This is a genomic window from Rhizobium sp. B21/90, from assembly GCF_019355815.1.
Classification (GTDB): Bacteria; Pseudomonadota; Alphaproteobacteria; order Rhizobiales; family Rhizobiaceae; genus Rhizobium; species Rhizobium rhododendri.
This window is the reverse complement of the sequence record NZ_CP072165.1, coordinates 275876-293238: the sequence shown is the minus strand read 5'-3', so window position 1 is coordinate 293238 and position 17363 is coordinate 275876. Positions and strand designations below refer to the sequence as shown.

The following is a 17363-nucleotide window of genomic DNA, read 5'->3' as shown; positions in this document are numbered from 1 at the left end:
AAGATCTTTTCATTCTGTCATCCTAAAGCTGACCGCGGCGTTTCCAGAGAAGCGTCAAGAGAACGGGGACGCCGACGATCGACATGACGATGCCGGCCGGCAACTGGTGTGGAGCAAATGCGGCCCGCCCGATCGTGTCTGCGGCTAGAACCAGCGCCGCGCCATAGAGCGCGCTTGCGCCCAGCAACCCGCCCTGGCTGCCACGAACCGAAAGCCGGGCGAGGTGGGGTGCGATCAAACCCACGAAGCCAAGACTTCCAACCAGCGCCACACAGGCAGACGTCAGCAGCACAGGTGCCGTGAACCTTATTATTGCGAGTGTTTTCAGCGACACGCCGAGGCCTGCTGCTGCCTGAGGGCCGAGCATCGCGGCATCGGCTGCGCCTGCAGTCAGGAAGAGCAGGCTGGCACCCATGAACATCGCGGCAAAAGCGATCGGTACCGCTTCCCACGAAGCGCCGTTCAGGCTTCCGGCAAGCCATACAAGGGCCGCCTGGACATCGCGGATATCGGCAGTCGTGACGATGACGGAGACGACTGCGGCTGCAAGCCAGGACGTGCCGATGCCGACCATCACGAAGCGCATGCGGGTCACGCCGCGGGCGATCAGAACAACAATGAGCGCAATGGCAAGCCCGCCCGCCATGCCGGCAGCAGTCCGCCCGTAAAGCCCGGCAAAAGGGGCGTACAGCGAAAAGACGATCGCTGCGGCGCTGGCACCTTCCTTGACGCCAAGCAGGCCCGGATCGGCAAGTCCGTTGCGCGTCAGGGTCTGCATTGCCGTGCCGGCAAGCCCGAGCATGGCGCCGACCATCAGTGCCAGGAAAACGCGTGGCAGGCGCAGATCCCACAAGATGCGCATGGTCTGACTGCTGAGGCGCGCAGGATCCACGACGAGATCGAAAGCATCCCTGAGGTCTATCGGCTGGCTTCCGGCAAGGATGGCAAACAGGGTCAGGCAAACTGTGCCGAATGCCAGGCCCAGAATGGTGATCGAGGTGGCCACATGAATGCGTCTCGAGAAAAACGGACCGCTGACGACTATGTGCGGGTTCGGAGTGTCGTAACCGGTCATTTGAGAGCCCGCGAGGCGATGGCGACGAAGAGAGGCGCTCCCAGCATGGCGGTCATGATGCCGGTTGCCAATTCGTAGGGCGTGAACAGCGTGCGCGCGCCTATGTCGGCGGCGACGAGCAACGCGGCACCGAGAAGTGCGGCAAGCGGCAGGGCGATGCGCGCATCTCCGCCGGCAGACCATCGTGCGATGGCAGGCACGATCAAGCCGACAAACCCGATCGGCCCGGCGATGGAGACAGCAGTTCCGGCAAGAATTGCCGTTGCGCAGAGGCCAATGAACCGTGTCGCCCAGATCGGAACGCCGAGCGCCTTCGCCACGATATCGCCGAGTGCCAGGGCGTTGAGCCGTGGGCCAATGAAAAACGCAAGCAGGAGGCCAACAGCTATCGGCCCGAGCGCTGCGGCAATAGTGCCGTAGCTGACGCCGGCCAGATCGCCCGCAAGCCAGAAACGCAGGGATTGCAGCGTCTCCTCGTCGAAAAGCAGTATGGCCGAGGTGATGGACGAGGCCAGCGAAGACAGTGCGATGCCGCAGAAGGTAACCTTGAGCATCGTCGGGCCGGAGCGACCAGCGGAAGACACTGCCAGCACAAGAATAAACAGGGTGGCTGCGCCAACGGACGCGATCAGTGGGCGACTGAGACCACCAGACAGGAAAGGCACACTGCTTGTCGCTGTGACCGCCAGTGCGGCACCGGCATTGAGGCCGAGAATATGAGGCTCACCCAGCGGATTGTGCAGCAGCCCCTGCAGGAGAAGCCCGGAGACGCCGAGTGCCGCACCGACGAGGAGGGCGGCTGCCAGGCGTGCAAATCGCAACTTGACCAGCAGCTGATGATCGAAATTAGCGGGATCGAAATGGAAGACCGCTTGAAAAAAGGTCAGCGGTGAAACCGGTCGGGCGCCAATACTCACATGGATGCAGGCCAGTGTGAGGATCGCCAGGAGAAGCGCGCCCGTTACAAGGCCAACGCGAATCCCGCTTGAGGGCTGGCGCCTGGTATCCGAGGACATGACATAATTCACGTGATCGGCCCCGTGCCATGGGCAGGAACGAAAACCGGTTTGTCAGTCTGCGGATGGGTCAGTCGAATGACCTGCACGCTGAAGACGTCCTCTATGAGTTCGGCAGTGCAGGTACCGGGATCCTCCGCAATGTGCCGAATGGACCCGTTTTTCAAGAAGACGACGCAATCGGCATACTGGACGGCGAAATTCAGGTCGTGCAGCACGACGACGATCGTCCGGTCGTGATCCTGGGCGAGATGCCTCAGCAGTTCCATGACCTCCACCTGATAGTGGAGGTCCAGATAGGTCGTCGGTTCATCCAGCAGGATAACCGGGGTTTGCTGCGCGAGAGCCATGGCGATCCAGCACCGCTGCCGCTGACCGCCGGAAAGACTGTCCACCGGCCGGTGGAGGAGGTCGGAAAGGTCTGTAACCTCGAGTGCTTGCCTGACCGCTTGCTCGTCCTTGTCGGTCCACTGTTTCAGAAAGCCCTGATGCGGATGGCGGCCGCGCGACACGAGGTCATAGACCGTCAAACCTTCCGGAACCACGGGGCTTTGCGGCAGAAGGCCCAGCTTCCTCGCCACCGACCGCGTCGGTAAAACGTGAATGTCGTGTCCTTCCAGAAGCACATTGCCAGCGCTGGGCTTCATCAGGCGGGCGATGGTCGCCAGCATGGTCGACTTGCCACAGCCGTTGGGGCCAACCAGCGCGGTCAGCTTGCCTGCACCGATGTCGAGCGATATTCCGGATAAGACTGTCTGCCGTCCGTAGCCGGCAGAGACGTCGCGTGCGGAGAGGGGATGCCCTTGCCCGGCTCCTCGAGCGTTCGAGTTCAATCTGTCCGTCATGCCCGCGGCAGTCCTGTTTTAAAAATCCGACCTCTCCTACCGTCTCGAAACCGCGCGAGAAAGAGAATTCTTGAGTGTAGTAGTCAATTTTAAATTCGAAAAGATGCGATTGCCGTTGTTGGTTGTGCCTGCGTGACAGCCATATCGCGGCTCACCTCTCCCATAGGCGCACGCTCAACACATTGCTTCTATTTATATATTAGGGGTATCTCAGGGTCGAGAGCCTGACGGCAACGGGAACGCAGGCGAGCACGCCGGGCATAAAATTGCGGATATTCCAGCAATTAAAGTTGACTACTACATTCATGAAATCATACCTGCCATCGGCTTGCAGGCGGGCAAGGGGTAATTCTGACGAAGATATCCGCAAGGATATGGGGGTACGACATGATTGAACGGCGAGCCGCAGGGCGCTACGGTCCCAATATCCTGAGGGCGACTGCCTTGGCGCTGGCTGCCTGCGCCGCCTATCCGGCATTCGGCGAAGACGCTCAACCGGCTGCAACGGCAGAGACCGATGTATTGCCCAAGGAGAGCCGGATAAAGGGCGACACCGTGCTGAAGCCGATCGTCGTCGGTAAAGGCAGCAATGCCGCGACGCAGGGCTATCAACCGATCTCCACCGTAACCGCGACGCGTACGGATACACCTCTGCTCGATATCCCGCAGGCCGTGAACGTTGTCAGCCAGGACGTCCTGAGAGACCAGAATGCGCGGTCGCTGGACGATGCACTTGCGAATATCAGCGGTGTTGCGCAGTCGAATACGCTTGGCGGCACGCAAGAATCCATCATCCGCCGCGGTTTCGGGGACAACAGGGACGGTTCGATCCTCATCGATGGCATGAAAACCGCGATGTCTCGCAGCTTCAATGCGACGACCGATCGTGTCGAAGTTCTGAAAGGCCCGGCGTCGACACTTTACGGCATCCTCGATCCCGGCGGCATGATCAACGTCGTGACGAAGAAACCGGAACAGACTTTCAGCGGCAAGACCTATACCAGCGTTTCAAGCTTCGGCGGTGGATCTGCAGGGTTTGATTTCACAGGCCCGATCGAAGGCACCGATTTGAGCTATCGCTTCGTCGGAGACTACAAACACGTCGACTACTGGCGCAATTTTGGCGTCAACAAGGATTGGGTGCTCTCGCCATCGCTGACATGGTCCGGTGAAGATACCGAAGTGACCGTCTCCTACACGCATGAAGACTATAGCGTCCCCTTCGACCGCGGGACGATCTTCGATCTCGCCACCGGCCATGCCGTCGATGTCGACCCGAAGATCCGCTTCGACGAACCCTATAACATCAGCAAGGGGCAATCGAACCTTGCGTCTGTCCACGTCAAGCGCGACCTTGGCGACGACTGGAAGCTGACATTCGATTACACCTACAGCATCAATACCTATTCGGATAACCAGGCACGCGTCATCTCCTATAACGCAGCGACGGGGATCCTGACGCGACGCGCGGATGCCACGCAGGGCTCGACTATCTACAATCACGCCGTTCGCACCGATCTGTCCGGTGACGTCGATATTGCCGGTTTCCGAAATGAACTGCTGTTCGGGACGTCCTACGATTATGCGGATACGCTCCGGACCAAGCTGATCCGTTGCGCCAATCGCACCGGGTTCAATATCAATAACCCGACTTACGGCACGCTACCGGAATGCACCACCGTATCGGCTGCCGACAGTGACCAGACAGAGCAGATCTCTACAGCTTCCTTCTACGCTCAGGACGCTTTGCATCTCAACGATCAATGGACCCTGGTGGGCGGTTTTCGCTATCAGTATTATGACCTGATGGCCGGCAAAGGGCGTCCTTTTAACGAGAATACCGACAGCTTTGGTACTTCTTTCGTCCCACGGGGTGGGATTGTCTACAAGGTGACCCCGGACTTCTCGCTGTACGCCAATGCTGCCAAGACGTTCCGGCCACAATCTTCCATCGCCAGCTATTACGGCAATCTCGATCCTGAAGAAGGCGTGGCCTATGAGGTCGGTGCCAAATTCGACCTGCTTGACGGCATCACCGCGAACGTCGCGCTGTACACCAGCGACAAGAAGAATGTCGCTTATTCCAGCCTCGATCCGGCGACTGGCGATACGGTCGTGAAGACGGCAGGCCTCGTGCGGGCAAGCGGCATCGAAGCCGATCTGGCGGGCGAAATCACCGATGAGATGAGTTTCATTGCAAGCTACGGCTACACGCACGCGCGGATCCTCGAGGACCCCGACTACGCCGGAAACGAGCCGGTCAATGTACCGCATCATACAGGCTCGCTTTACCTCACCTACGATTTTGGCGAGATCGACAGCCGTGGTGATTCACTGAAGCTTGGAGGCGGTGTTCGCGCTGTTGGGCGGCGTGCCGGGATCAACACGAACGCCTATTACCTGCCGGGCTATATGGTGGCTGACGCATTTGCAGCCTACACCTGGAAGAACGACCGCCCGTTGACGCTCCAGCTCAACCTCAAGAATATATTCAACAAAACCTATTACACATCATCGATCGGCACGACGGCATTGGGAAACCAGATCGGCGAGCCTTTCAGCGCGGTATTGACGGCAAGCGTCCAGTTCTGACAGGTGGCTGAGACGATCGCTTGTCGATGGTTGGCTTGACGGCAGCCTTCCATCGGCCTCTTCGGCTTATTTCCGTAGTCCGCTTTCCTGACGCGGACTACGGGCGCGCGCTGCTGGCCTTATCGGCGCGGCAGCAACCATCAGCATTGCCGAACAGACCGCTGGATCCTCGTTTGTCAAACGGACGGCTACTCAGAACCTGCATTCTCAATTGCGTAGGAGTTCCATAATACTTATTACGAATTTTTCTGTGTGTAGCCGGTACATTCCATTTCCAAGTGCGACATGCCGCGCGCGCCTTTCATCACCCCTCAACCACCCATCTGTTTCATATCCCTGACGTTTTCGACCTTGGTGGTTGTGACGGCGAGGGATTGGGCGAGGATGCCGTTGAATAGGGGGCAGACGAAGAAGAGGTCGCGGTGTGTCTGGGTGGGGGCGTTTTCGAGGGCGTGGGCTAGCGCTTTCAGGAGGACGGATCCGGAACGGAACGCGTAGGTTCCAGCCGAGGCTTCGCTGGAGATGACCTTTTTCTCGGCCGCCTCTACAACGTTGCCCTCGTCGTTTTTACGTAGATAGCTGTAGAGGGGATTTTGGCTCTGGAAGGTCAGCGCGAGGCCGCCGACGTCAGCGTGCCGGGCAAAGTGGAGGGCTGGATCGAGGGCGGTCGCGTAGAGGATGTCGGCGAGATCGATGAGGACAGGATTGTTGTGGGCGCCGAGTTGCAGGGCTGCGCCGGCAAGGCTGCTGAAGGCTGCGCCGGCCGTGAAGTGCGACAGGAAGACGACGCGGCAACCGGGAAACCAGGCTTGGAGGTAGTCGCTTGCAAAGGCGCGTGTTTCCGCCCGATCATGGAGCACGAATGCGTAGCTGGAGGGGGCGGTGCCCCTCGCCCAAGGCCGCTGCTTCAATGTCGCGTAAAGGAAGGGGTCGGCTTGCCCGATATCCATGAGTGCCTTGAGGCTGCCGTCTGCCGACACGAAGTCCGGACCGGCCAGCGGCACGACGATATTGAGGCCGGAGATGTCCATCGGCGTTACGAGGCCATGGCGAGGGGCGCATCGGCCGAAGACGGCAAGCCGCTTGCGGCGAGGTATGCGTTCAGGTCCTCCGGGGTGCCGAGGCCTTTCATGGCATCCGGGCTGACCTCGTAGACGCCGATCCTGGCGCCGTTGCGGATCATGTAGTTGTAGACCGGGCAGGTGTAGAACTCGTTGTTCACCCGGTCGTTACAGGCGATCATGTCGACGGCGGCGCGGACGAAATCGGAGCCCCGACGGAAGAGATAGATGCCGACGGTGGCGAGATCGGAGATCGGCTTTTTCTCTGCCACCTCGGTGACCAGGCCCCGGTCGTCAACCTTGGCGAAGGACCATTTCGGATCCATCTGCGCATCGCGAAAGACCAGGATCGAGCCGTCGAGCTTGCGCTGCAGGCAATCCTCGATGAAGGCGCTGCAATCGAAATCGACCCACTGATCCGAGTTGGCAATCAGCAGCGGCCGGTCGTTGTCGAAGCTGCTGCGGGCAAGCAGCACCGTGCAGGCGGTGCCCTCCGTCAGGTGGTCCACGGGCTTGATCGTGGTGCCCATTGCCCGCAAGAGCTGGACGTCTCCATCGCATGCCTTCATGTGCTCGGCGCGCAGCAGCACAGTGGGTGTGGCATTCGGCGGGCATACATTGCCGATAACATGTTCGAGCATCATCCGGCCATCGACATCGATGAACGGTTTAGGCTTGCGCCAGTTCTGCCGGGCAAAGCGGCTGCCCTCGCCGGCCGCCGGGATGAGCACGTTGATCGGTCGGTCATCCCGTGACTGGTCGCGCAGGCTCGCAGCGAGCTCGGTCGCCGCAAATTCGGCAATCTTTTCCGGCGAATAGAAGCTGTAGTACCTGGAGGCCTCGATCTTCACATAGGCGACCTCTTCGTCGCTGAGGATGATCTGGTTGAGGGCGGCAGAGAAGTAATATTGGCCCTCGACGTCATCGCCGTTGAGGATCGCGCGGCGTGCCGCCGCGAAGAAGTCACCTGCCCGCCGAAAGTAATAGAAGCCGGCAACGGCGATATCGGAGACGACGCGCTTTTCCGCCGCCTGGGCAACACGTCCGTCGCCTTCGGGCACGATGTAGCACCAGCGCGGATGGACGGAGCGGAAGGTGACGACGCCGGAGGCGACGTCGTCATGGCGAAACTTCTCCAGGATTTCCATCAGCGGCGCATCGATGATCTGGTCGCTGTTACAGATGACGAGAGGCGCCTCCAGATCCAGTTCGTCGCCGGCGAGCAGCGCAGAGCAGAGGCCGCCCCTGGTCTCGCCGACGCGCTGGATGACCTTGGTCCCCTGCCCGCCGACAATCATCAGGGTCTCATCGAGCGAAAAGCGTCGCGCATCGTCGGCTGAAATGATGAAGCAGAAGCGGGCGTCGGCAATCGTCGTGCGCAGCGCCGAGACGACGCAGTCGATCATCGGCTTGCCGGCGATCTCGATCAGCGGTTTGGGAAAGAAATACTCCTGCTCGGGAAAGAACTGCGAGCGGCTGGCGATCGGCATAAGAATCTGCATGGAGAATCCTGATCGGGTTACGCTGTCTTGCGATGGGAGATTGCGGATGTGCCGGCATTTGCCGCTTCAGGCCTTGCGGGGTTGAGATCAGCGGCGCCCTGCCCCAGCATGCGGCCCATGTCTGCGAGCTCGATCTCGCTGATGCGCTGCATGATCCGCTCGTAGGTCACATCGGCGGGCGTGCCTATGACGAGCACATGACCGCCGCTTGCACGCGCCGCCCGGATGCCGTGCTCGTTGTCCTCGAGGATCAGGCACTCATGCGGCTCGACGCCGAAGCGCTGCATTGCCGAGAGGTACATTTCCGGATCGGGCTTTGCCTTGGCGACATCCTCGTTGGAGACAATGGCATCGATGAACGGCGAAAGCGCTGCGAGCCGCATCATCACCTCGATGGAATTGCGGATCGAATTTGAGCAGACGGCGATCTTGCGCCCCGACTTGTGCAGGCGTGAGAGCGCCTTCTGGTGGTGGAAGACGGGCTTGCAACGCAGATGGGTGAGTTCGATGGTGTAATTCTGCTTCAGCCCGTTCAGCAGATCGTGCAGCCCGCGCGGCAGTCCATGAGCCGCCGTCAAAATCTCTAGCTTGCGACGTGTCGGCAGTCCATCGAAGGTGGACAGATGGGATTCGCGGCTGATCGTGTAGCCGAACAGCTCGAGCGCGCGGTTCAGCGCCTCGTAATGCCAGTCCTTGGCGTCGATCAGGACACCATCCATGTCGAATAGAACGGCTTTGATCATGCTGCTTCACTCCCGAAGTAAACAGCTGCGGCATCGGGAAAATCCGTGCAGAGCAGCATGGAGGCGAGATCCAGGTTTGGTCGATCCCGCAGCGACGACCAGAAGGTTTCGTGCGGGCGCTTGTGCAGCTCTGGCGAAACCAGCGCGATCGGCTTGCCATTCGTGGACAGTCCCTCTGCCACGTCGACCTGGGGAAATTCGCCGGTAAAATTGTCGAGCCAGATGCCGGCCGATTCTGCGGCCAGAGCGGGCGTCGGCTCGTATTCGCTGACGCGCGTGTAGACCGGCATTCCAGCCCTGATGTAGGCCAACATGTCCGGGATCGACATATCGAAGACGAAATAGGAATTGACGCCGTGGGCGCGCAATGCGCGGTGGGTCATTTCGGCAAGACCGTCGGCCTTGATGTTCAGCGCCAGCGTTCCCGTGCAGCCATTGACGGCGTAGAAATCGAGTAGCCAGTCGAAGGTGATGATGTCGTCGGAACGGGTTGGCGGATCGTGGGAGATGACGAGTGCGCCATCGAGATCGCGAATGTCAGTTTCGAGGCCGAACCCGGCGAGGAGCGCGCTGCAAAGGGCAGTGCGCGAATTTCTCGCGACGTGTTCGTTCCAGCTGCCGCGATGAGCAAGGATGCTGCTTCTGGCAATCGTGCCCATTCTACCGCCCCATCCAAGATCACCGATCAGCACATGCTGTCGCTGCATGGCCATGCCGCAGCAAAACCATGAGTCGCGCTGTCGAGGTCATTGGAGGGGCTGCAGCTTGTGCCAGCCTTATGGTTGAACGATATGCGGGGAAAATCGTACGATAGCGATCAAGTCAAGGTTGTAGGCCCGGCGGCGGGACTTCGTACGGAAGATGGAAATATCAATCGGGCGCGTCGCGCGATCAGTGCGCCCGCAGCTCTATTGATTGCTCCGCAGACGCCGCTATGTCCGTGGAAGCTGTAACCTGCTCGGCCATGCGCGCGGAGAGATCGAAGAGCTCCGTCAGTTCCTGATGCTCGCGGTAGGCCGACAGCCAGTTCTGCTCGCTGGCAGCCTTTGCTTCCGCGGCATCGTCTATCCATGACACGAGGGGGTCGCGTGGTTCTTCCTGATCGGAAGGGTCGTCGATCGGCTGAAACTGGGCGATCAGGAGGCCAATTTTCTGTAGCTGAGAGCGCTGCTGCATCCGGCGTTCGTTGGCGATCAGCAGTCGGAAGGCGTTCACCAAGGTGCCCTTCGGTGAAGGCAGTTCTTCGATGTCTACAAGCCTTGTCTCGGCAATCGGGTTGGCTTTCAGGTAGACGAGAAACTCGCGGACAATGTGACCGGCGTGCAGCAGCGGCGCTGTGTCCATCGGTGTTTCCGACGTGCTCTGCTCGAGCGTTCTGTCCTGGAGTTCCATCTGTAAATCCTTCCGATTGCGCTCGTTAACGCATTCGAAAGGAATTGGTTCAACTGACGCCCGTACGGGCATCCACGGCCTCAGCTGGCTGAAACCGTGGAGGTTATGCTTTAGTCGCGGAACTTGCTGTCGAGTTCGTTGATGGCGGCGACGTTGGAGGCGCTGCGGCCGTTTTCGTCGAAGGTCTGGGCGAGGTAGGCATCGGCGATGGATTTTGCGACTTCGCTGCCGATGACGCGCGAGCCCATGGTGATAATCTGGGCGTTGTTGGAGAGGGCTGCGCGTTCCGCCGAATAGGTGTCGTGGCAAAGGGCGGCGCGGATGCCGGGGACCTTGTTAGCGGAGATCGACACGCCGATGCCGGTGCCGCAGACGAGGATGGCGCGGTCGTATTTGCCGGCCAGCACATCGGCAGCGACGCGAGCCGACAGATTGGCGTAGAATTCGTCCGAGCCATCGGTGGGCTTGGAGACTTCGGAGACCTCGTGGCGGTCCTTCAGGTATTCGGCGAGGACGTGGGCGAGCCCGTTTCCGGCGCTATCGCCAGCGATTGCGAGTTTCATGGGTTTTCTCCTTCGTGTGTGAACTGGATATGGGGTCGATCAGAGAACGGCGCAAACACGGGCCAGGATGTCGAGATAGCCGGTGACATTCCAGGCCGAGCGGCCGATGAATAGGCCGTCGATATGGTCGCAGGCCGCGAGTTCGGCGCAGTTGCCGGGATTGACGGAGCCGCCGTAGAGGCATGGCACGCGGCGCCCGAGGATGCCCTCCGCGACCTTGATGATCTCGGCTTGGCGGGCGTCCGCATAATCGGCTTTCGCGGGGATGCCATTTTCACCGATGGCCCAGACGGGTTCGTAGGCGAGCAGCAGCGGTGCTGTCCGCTGTTCCGCGCTGAGCTTGCCCAGCGCGCCGCGCACTTCGGCGGCCAGAACCTCGTCGGCGCGGCCGCTCTCGCGGTCGGCCAGCGTTTCGCCGATGCAGATCAGCGGGATCATCCCGTGCCGCACGGTCGCCTCGACCTTGAGACCGACCGTCTCGTCGGTTTCGCCAAAGAATTCGCGTCGCTCGGAGTGGCCGAGTTCGACGACATCCATGCCGCAGTCGACCAGCATCAGCGGCGAAATCTCGCCTGTCCAGGCGCCGGATTCAGCCCAGTGCATGTTCTGGGCACCGACCTTCACGGCACTGTCCTTCAGCATCGCCTTGACTTCGCGGATAGAAGTGAACGGCGGGATGACGAAACATTGCAGGCGCGGATCGTTGACGATCTCGGCGCTGGCAAGCCCCTCGGCAAAGCTGCGCGCCTCTGCGAGCGTCTTGTTCATCTTCCAGCTCGTGCCTATCCAGAAAGGCGTCTCGGTCATGGTCTTCTCCCCCGGCGCTAAAGGCTGCGCCCAAATTCATGCAACTAAGGTGACAACCGGCGCCGCCAAGGCGGTGGCCGGCTAGAGGTTAAGGTCGGCAATGCCGGTGTCGATGTGCGGCGCCCAGAAGGCGATCGATTCGGCGATCTGCTCGATCACCTGCCGGTCGTTGGGCTCGCGCTCCTTGAACGACAGCTCCAGGCAGATTTCATTGTCTTTCGCGCCACCCTCGGCGAAGGCAGCCAGCAGCGGCTCCGGCTGCACACGCCCCTTGGCGTTGAATTCCGCCGTGAACGGACGGTGGCCGCCCTTGTCCATCAGCGATTGCTTGATGTGGATGATCGGCGACACCGGCGGCACTGCCCGTGCCCAGGCATAGGGGTCGATATCGTCCGGATTGCTGCTGGTGACATCGCCGTGGTCGATATCGGCCATCATCCACATCGGCACCGCCATGTTGGCTGCGGTCAGACGATCCTGGAGGGCAAAGCTGGCGGCGATGGTTTCGCCGAACTCGCGGCCGATCGACATCGGCTCCCAGAACACGTAGCTCAGACCCGCTACCTTGGCATGCTCGGCGACCTCGGCCCAGCAATCGATGGCGATCTGAATCAGCTCTTCGCGCCGCGCCGTATCGTCGAAATCGCGATAGGTGAAAATGGCAAACTGCGTGCCGACGGAGCTACCGCCGAGATCTGCGGTGATGTCGGCGAAGGTCTTGAACCATTCGACATAGTAGCGCCGGACATCCGCATCCGGATGGCCGAAATGGTTGAGGCGGCCATAGGGCCCTGTCATGCCGGAGGTGATGCGTATGCCGGTATGGGTCAGGGCGGCGCGCATGTCACGTGTCAGCCTCCGGATGACGGCAGCGGGCCAGGATGGGTTGATGAACTCGTGCGTCAACTGCACATCGCGGATCTTCAGGTCACGCGCGATGGCGCCGATCAGGTCGGCCGGTTCGGCGTAGCGGTTGACCAGCGGGTTGGTGTTGAGCGACAGCGTCAGCCCCATCGGTAGCTCCTGTAAACGGCGCGTGGCCGATCCCGTCGACCACGCCTGTAAAAATCGAAACGGCTCAGGCCGAGCGCGCCATCTGCCCATCGAACCAGGCGCCGAAAGCGGCCTTTTCGTCGGCACTCATGTGCAGGCCGTGCTTGGTGCGGCGCGTCAGGATATCTTCCGCCGTTTCGGCCCATTCCTGCTCGATCACGTAGCGCACTTCTGCCTCATAGAAGTTGGGCCCGAAACATTGGCCGAGGGCTGCCACCGATGTGGCACCTCCGATCAGCTTCGATGTGCGGGCGCCATAGAGGCGGGCATAGTGGCGGGCGAGCCCGCGTGGCAGCCAGGCATAATCGCGCTGCAGCTTTTCGAGAAAGCGCGGCACGTCGGCGCCCTCGATGTCGCCACCCGGCAGGATGCCCTTGGCCGTCCAGTCCGGTCCCATCTTCGGGAAGGTCGCCTGCAACTTCTGGATCGCGTGCTCGGCGAGCTTGCGGAACGTGGTGATTTTGCCGCCGAAGACATTCAGCAAGGGCGCGCCGCCCGTCGTGTCTAGGTCGAAGACGTAGTCGCGGGTAACGGCGGAAGGGTTACCCTTGCCGTCGTCGTAGAGCGGCCGGACGCCGGAGAACGTCTGCAGCACATCCTCGCGGCGGAGCGTCTGCTTGAAGTAGCGATTGACGGCGTTGAGCAGGTATTCGATCTCGCTCTCGTCGGCCGAAACGGCTTCAGGAGCACCTTCGTAGGGGATGTCGGTGGTGCCGATCAGGGCCTTGTCGCCCTCGTAGGGGTTGATGAAGATCACGCGCTTGTCGTGGTTCTGCACCAGATAGGCCTGCGGTCCGTCCCAGAATTTCGGCGTGATGATGTGGCTGCCCTTGACCAGCCGAACGTTGCGGCTGGAATTGGTGCCGGCGACGCGGCCGATGATGTCGTTGACCCAGGGGCCGCCGGCATTGACCAGAGCCCGCGCCATGACGACGCGCTTGGCGCCGGTTCGCGTGTCCGTCATCTGCACCCGCCACAGATCGCCCTCGCGCCGGGCGGAGTTGCAGACGGTGCGCGTCAGTACTTCGGCGCCGTGTTCGGCGGCATCCTTGGCGTTCAGCACGACCAGGCGGGCATCGTCGACCCAGCAGTCGGAATACTCGAAGCCCCTGGTATATTCGTCCTTGATCGGTGCGCCTTCCGGATCGCGCCTGAGGTCGAGCGTGCGGGTTGCCGGCAGTTTCTTGCGGCCGCCGAGATGGTCGTAGAGAAACAGGCCGAGCCGCACCAGCCAGGCGGGCCGATCATTGGGGCTGTGCGGCAGCACGAAACGCATCGGCCAGATGATGTGGCTCGCTGAGTTCAGCAGCACTTCGCGCTCGATCAGGGCTTCGCGGACCAGGCGGAATTCGTAATATTCCAGGTAGCGCAACCCACCATGCACCAGCTTGCCGGAGCGCGACGACGTGCCCTGTGCCAGGTCGTCCTTTTCGCAGAGGATCACCGACAACCCACGGCCTGCAGCATCGCGCGCGATGCCGGCGCCATTGATGCCGCCACCGATGATGAACATGTCTACCGTTTGAATATCGCTCATCTGCATTCTCCTGCGGCACGTGCCAGTGTCTTGTTCCGGTTCTGCCGGATGTGATTGTCGATCGGACTTATTCTCGTGGGGATCATGCAGCCGGCGCCTGCTGCGCCGCGAGCATGTCCCATACGGGCTCGAGTGCCTCGCGCGCCTGCCTGTATGCTGGAAACGTCCGGTCGTAGACCGGCACCAGCGACGGGTCCGGTGCTGTACCCGCACCGAGCAAGGGCGTGACCCATTCGGCGATGCAGGCGTTCATGTCGGGGTAGACGCCGACAGCCACTGCCGCCATCATCGCCGCACCGGCAGCCCCGGCCTCCTCGCGCGCCGAGACGCGGACACTGGCGCCGGTAGCCGCAGCAAGCACGCCGCCCAGTGCCTTCGAGCGAGCAGCACCGCCCGTCAGCCGCAACTCGCGCGGCAGTGCACCCATCGCCACGTAGCAATCCCGCGCTGCCATGCCGAGACCCTCGATAACGCTGCGCAGGAGATCGGGATAACGATGGCCGGCATTCAGCCCGATGAAACCGGCGCGCGCGCTGGCGTTGACGAACGGGCCTCGTTCTCCGGCTTCGGAAATGTAGGGGTGATAGAGAACGGCGCCCGGCCGGCTGGCCGCCATCCAGTTGTCGATGCGGGCGACCATCTCTGCGTGGGAAGGTGCAGTACCAGCCTCGCCGATAAGGTCGGCGGCCACGTGCAGGATCCAGTCGAGATTGAGTGTCGCTGCCATGTTGGTCTGCATCTGCGTCACCATGCCTGGCACCGGCAGCGCCATGATATAGCCTGTTCCCTCGGCATTCAGTTGCGCATCGGCTGTTGCGACCGGACGCATGTGGACGCCGGTCGAGCCGATGACGGTGCAGGCGGCATTGAGGTCGCCGGTCCAGACGCCTGCCCCCATGCCGGTCATCACCATGTCGACATAGCCGAGACTGACAGGCGTGCCCTGCTTGAGGCCAGTTGCGGCAGCGGCGGCTGCCGTTAGCGGATGCGTTACCTCGGTTCCGTCGATGATTTCCGGAAGAAGATGCCGGCGCGATGAAAGCCCCAGCGCCGCAATTACACCGTCGTCATAGGCGCGGCTGCGAAAATCGCCGAAGGTCCAGCACGCTTCGGATGGGTCCGTGGCACGAACCCCGGTGAGATTGAGATAGAGCCAGTCCTTGCAATGCAGCGCCACTTCGGCGCGGTCGAGCAGTTCGGGCGCGGTGGCAGACATGTGCGCCATCTGTGCGCCCTGCTGGCAGGTGTTGAGGCCGGTTCCGGTGGTCTCGAAGCGCGTGCGCTCGCCGGATGCGCCGACCAGCTTTCTGACCGTCGGTGCGGCGCGCGCATCGAGCCAGATCCAGGCATCTCCGACCGGGGCATCGTTAGCGCCCACCAGCCAGGTGCCATCCCCCTGTGCCGTTACGGCGACTGCAGCAGTCCGCGCGGCAAGCCCCGGGACCTTTTCGCCGAGTCCCCGGAGTGCAGCGGCACATTCGTCCCAGGTTCGGGCAAGCGGTTGCGTCGCCGAACCGTCCTGCCCCGAATTATAGCGGTTCGCGACCGATGCCGAGGCGATCTGCCGTCCGGCAAGATCGAAGGCCACGGCCTTGATCACCGAGGTGCCGGCATCGATACCGACGAGGATGTCCTGTCCGGCATCAGCCATGGAACTTGGTTCCCGTTTCGCTGTGGCTCAATATCATGCTGTTATTCATAGAACTCTCCCCCTCACCCGTCCCCTCAGGCCAGGTTATCTAGCAGCAGTGCTTGCGCCGTGCGTTCGTCAGTGATCAGTCCGCTCAGCAATCCGCTTTTCATCACCGCCGCGATCGCCCCGACCTTATTCTTGCCGCCAGCAATCGCGACGATACGCCGGCCCTTCATGGCATCGAGACCCGGCGACAATGTTCGCGCCGACAGCGATGTCTCCACCGCCTTGCCGGTCCTGTCGAAGAAATGCCCGAGCACTTCGCCGACGCCTCCGAGTTCGCGGACTTCGGCGATCTCCGCCGCCTCGATCATATGCGACGCCACAAGCTGTGCGTCCGGCTCGACAGTGCCGATGCCGACGATCATCGGATCGGCGCCTGCCGCAAGTTCGAAAATCTCGCGCACGCCGCGTTGCGACAGGAGAACCTCGCGATCCTCCATGGTGTTGGCAAACAGCGGGATCGGCATGACGTAGGCAGCGGCCGCTGTTTTCTCGGTCAGGCGATGCATCACATCGTGCGGGTTCGCCGCATAGTTTCGTGTCACCCCGCCGAGCAGCGAAACGAACCGTACCCGGCTGGCATCGAGGCGTGCCATTTCCTTCACGGCCGCCGCCAGCGTCCGGCCGTGTCCTATGCCGATCACGCCGCCTTGGAAGTTCTCGATCTCGCGCTGCAGAAAGCCGGCCCCGGCCATGCCGAGTGCCTTGAGAGGCAACCCCTGTTCATGCAGATCAGGGACCACCTCCGCGTAGGTGAGGCCGTAGTCGCGCTCCAACTGGCGCTCGAGCGTCACGCACTCGGCGATGTCGCCTTCGATCGTCACCTTCACGGCACCGTTCTGGTTTGCGCGCGCAATCAGCCGGTGGGCTTTAACGCTGGTGATGCCGAGGCGGTTGGCGACTTCGGATTGCGTCAGGCCGGCAGCGTAATGAAGCCAGGCCGCGCGCACGGCGAGGCTGTCTTCATTGTCGCGCTTGTCGGCAAATCGCGCCATGTGCTTTCCGAAGCCTCCAGATTCAACTGAAATTATTGTCGCTCAATGTAATTTTTTGCACGTTTTTATAACATAAGTCAACATTATCACATGTCGTATTCGGGGGAATTTCGGATGGATTGCGAGGGGTACTGCCTTTGCAGGTCTCCGTCGCTTTAAGCGGCAGCCTGCAGAGTTAAGCAGGTCGTACTAACCCGAATTTACCGAAATATGCATTAATTTTGAGCATTTTGAGCTAGAAATTGCCATGAATTGACGGTTTTTGCATACCGAATAGACTCATGTCTTGGTCAATGCGGTTTAGGTCCGGTCTATCCGGGGGCTTCACTTCACACTCTTATGTTGCTCACTCGGCTTGGAGCTTTGTTTTTTGTCCTCTGAAACGGTTTGGAGGTAATTGACAACATCCTGGGTATATCACATATTGAAAGTGGCTGATAACATAAATATACCACAGCCGGTATCGGCGGGTTGAGGAAACTCCGC

General features: G+C 61.0%; 15 protein-coding genes. 1 reads left to right on the top strand and 14 read right to left on the bottom strand.

The genetic code is table 11. The features are described 5' to 3' along the window. Positions 1-22: 22 nt before the first annotated feature. The 3 genes from J5278_RS29380 to J5278_RS29370 are packed head-to-tail and all read right to left on the bottom strand — an operon-like array spanning position 23 to position 2936. Positions 23-1075, bottom strand: a complete 1053-nt coding sequence (locus tag J5278_RS29380; RefSeq protein WP_209185580.1) for an iron ABC transporter permease — start codon at positions 1073-1075, stop codon at positions 23-25. Continuing rightward, positions 1072-2091 carry an iron ABC transporter permease gene (locus J5278_RS29375; RefSeq protein ID WP_209185579.1) on the bottom strand — a complete coding sequence of 340 codons (1020 nt, stop codon included), beginning with the start codon at positions 2089-2091 and terminating at the stop codon, positions 1072-1074. The genes J5278_RS29380 and J5278_RS29375 overlap by 4 nt, the downstream gene beginning before the upstream one ends. 8 nt (positions 2092-2099) lie before the next feature. Then, on the bottom strand, positions 2100-2936 hold the full coding sequence (locus J5278_RS29370; RefSeq protein WP_209185578.1) for an ABC transporter ATP-binding protein: 837 nt from the start codon (positions 2934-2936) through the stop codon (positions 2100-2102). A 387-nt stretch (positions 2937-3323) separates the two neighbouring features. On the opposite strand from J5278_RS29370, the gene J5278_RS29365 reads away from it, so the two are divergent. Beyond that, positions 3324-5528 (top strand): TonB-dependent siderophore receptor, encoded by a 2205-nt coding sequence (locus J5278_RS29365; protein ID WP_209185577.1) that lies wholly within the window; start codon positions 3324-3326, stop codon positions 5526-5528. A 311-nt stretch (positions 5529-5839) separates the two neighbouring features. Here J5278_RS29365 and J5278_RS29360 read toward each other — a convergent pair whose 3' ends face one another. The 11 genes from J5278_RS29360 to J5278_RS29310 form a co-directional block, all read right to left on the bottom strand. Continuing rightward, complete coding sequence (locus J5278_RS29360; protein ID WP_209185576.1) at positions 5840-6559, bottom strand: hypothetical protein; 720 nt, start codon at positions 6557-6559, stop codon at positions 5840-5842. A gap of 5 nt (positions 6560-6564) precedes the next feature. Next, positions 6565-8091 carry a glycosyltransferase family 2 protein gene (locus tag J5278_RS29355; RefSeq protein ID WP_209185575.1) on the bottom strand — a complete coding sequence of 509 codons (1527 nt, stop codon included), beginning with the start codon at positions 8089-8091 and terminating at the stop codon, positions 6565-6567. 17 nt (positions 8092-8108) lie between these two features. After that, positions 8109-8834, bottom strand: a complete 726-nt coding sequence (locus tag J5278_RS29350; RefSeq protein ID WP_209185574.1) for an HAD family phosphatase — start codon at positions 8832-8834, stop codon at positions 8109-8111. Beyond that, positions 8831-9547 (bottom strand): hypothetical protein, encoded by a 717-nt coding sequence (locus J5278_RS29345; protein ID WP_209185573.1) that lies wholly within the window; start codon positions 9545-9547, stop codon positions 8831-8833. The genes J5278_RS29350 and J5278_RS29345 overlap by 4 nt, the downstream gene beginning before the upstream one ends. Positions 9548-9725: 178 nt before the next feature. Continuing rightward, a complete protein-coding gene (locus J5278_RS29340; protein ID WP_209185572.1) occupies positions 9726-10226 on the bottom strand; it encodes a hypothetical protein in 501 nt (166 codons plus the stop codon). A gap of 110 nt (positions 10227-10336) precedes the next feature. Next, positions 10337-10789 (bottom strand): RpiB/LacA/LacB family sugar-phosphate isomerase, encoded by a 453-nt coding sequence (locus tag J5278_RS29335; RefSeq protein WP_142825031.1) that lies wholly within the window; start codon positions 10787-10789, stop codon positions 10337-10339. Positions 10790-10828: 39 nt separating this feature from the next. Continuing rightward, positions 10829-11596: a triose-phosphate isomerase gene (locus J5278_RS29330; RefSeq protein WP_209185571.1), complete on the bottom strand. Its 768-nt coding sequence runs from the start codon at positions 11594-11596 to the stop codon at positions 10829-10831. Positions 11597-11677: 81 nt separating this feature from the next. Beyond that, positions 11678-12610 carry a sugar phosphate isomerase/epimerase gene (locus J5278_RS29325; protein ID WP_209185570.1) on the bottom strand — a complete coding sequence of 311 codons (933 nt, stop codon included), beginning with the start codon at positions 12608-12610 and terminating at the stop codon, positions 11678-11680. Positions 12611-12674: 64 nt separating this feature from the next. Continuing rightward, positions 12675-14186, bottom strand: coding sequence for a glycerol-3-phosphate dehydrogenase (locus tag J5278_RS29320; protein ID WP_142825034.1), 1512 nt, complete (start codon positions 14184-14186; stop codon positions 12675-12677). A gap of 82 nt (positions 14187-14268) precedes the next feature. Further along, a complete protein-coding gene (locus tag J5278_RS29315) occupies positions 14269-15837 on the bottom strand; it encodes an FGGY-family carbohydrate kinase (RefSeq protein WP_209185569.1) in 1569 nt (522 codons plus the stop codon). Positions 15838-15911: 74 nt separating this feature from the next. Continuing rightward, positions 15912-16877 carry a sugar-binding transcriptional regulator gene (locus J5278_RS29310; RefSeq protein ID WP_209185568.1) on the bottom strand — a complete coding sequence of 322 codons (966 nt, stop codon included), beginning with the start codon at positions 16875-16877 and terminating at the stop codon, positions 15912-15914. Between the last annotated feature and the right edge of the window lie 486 nt (positions 16878-17363).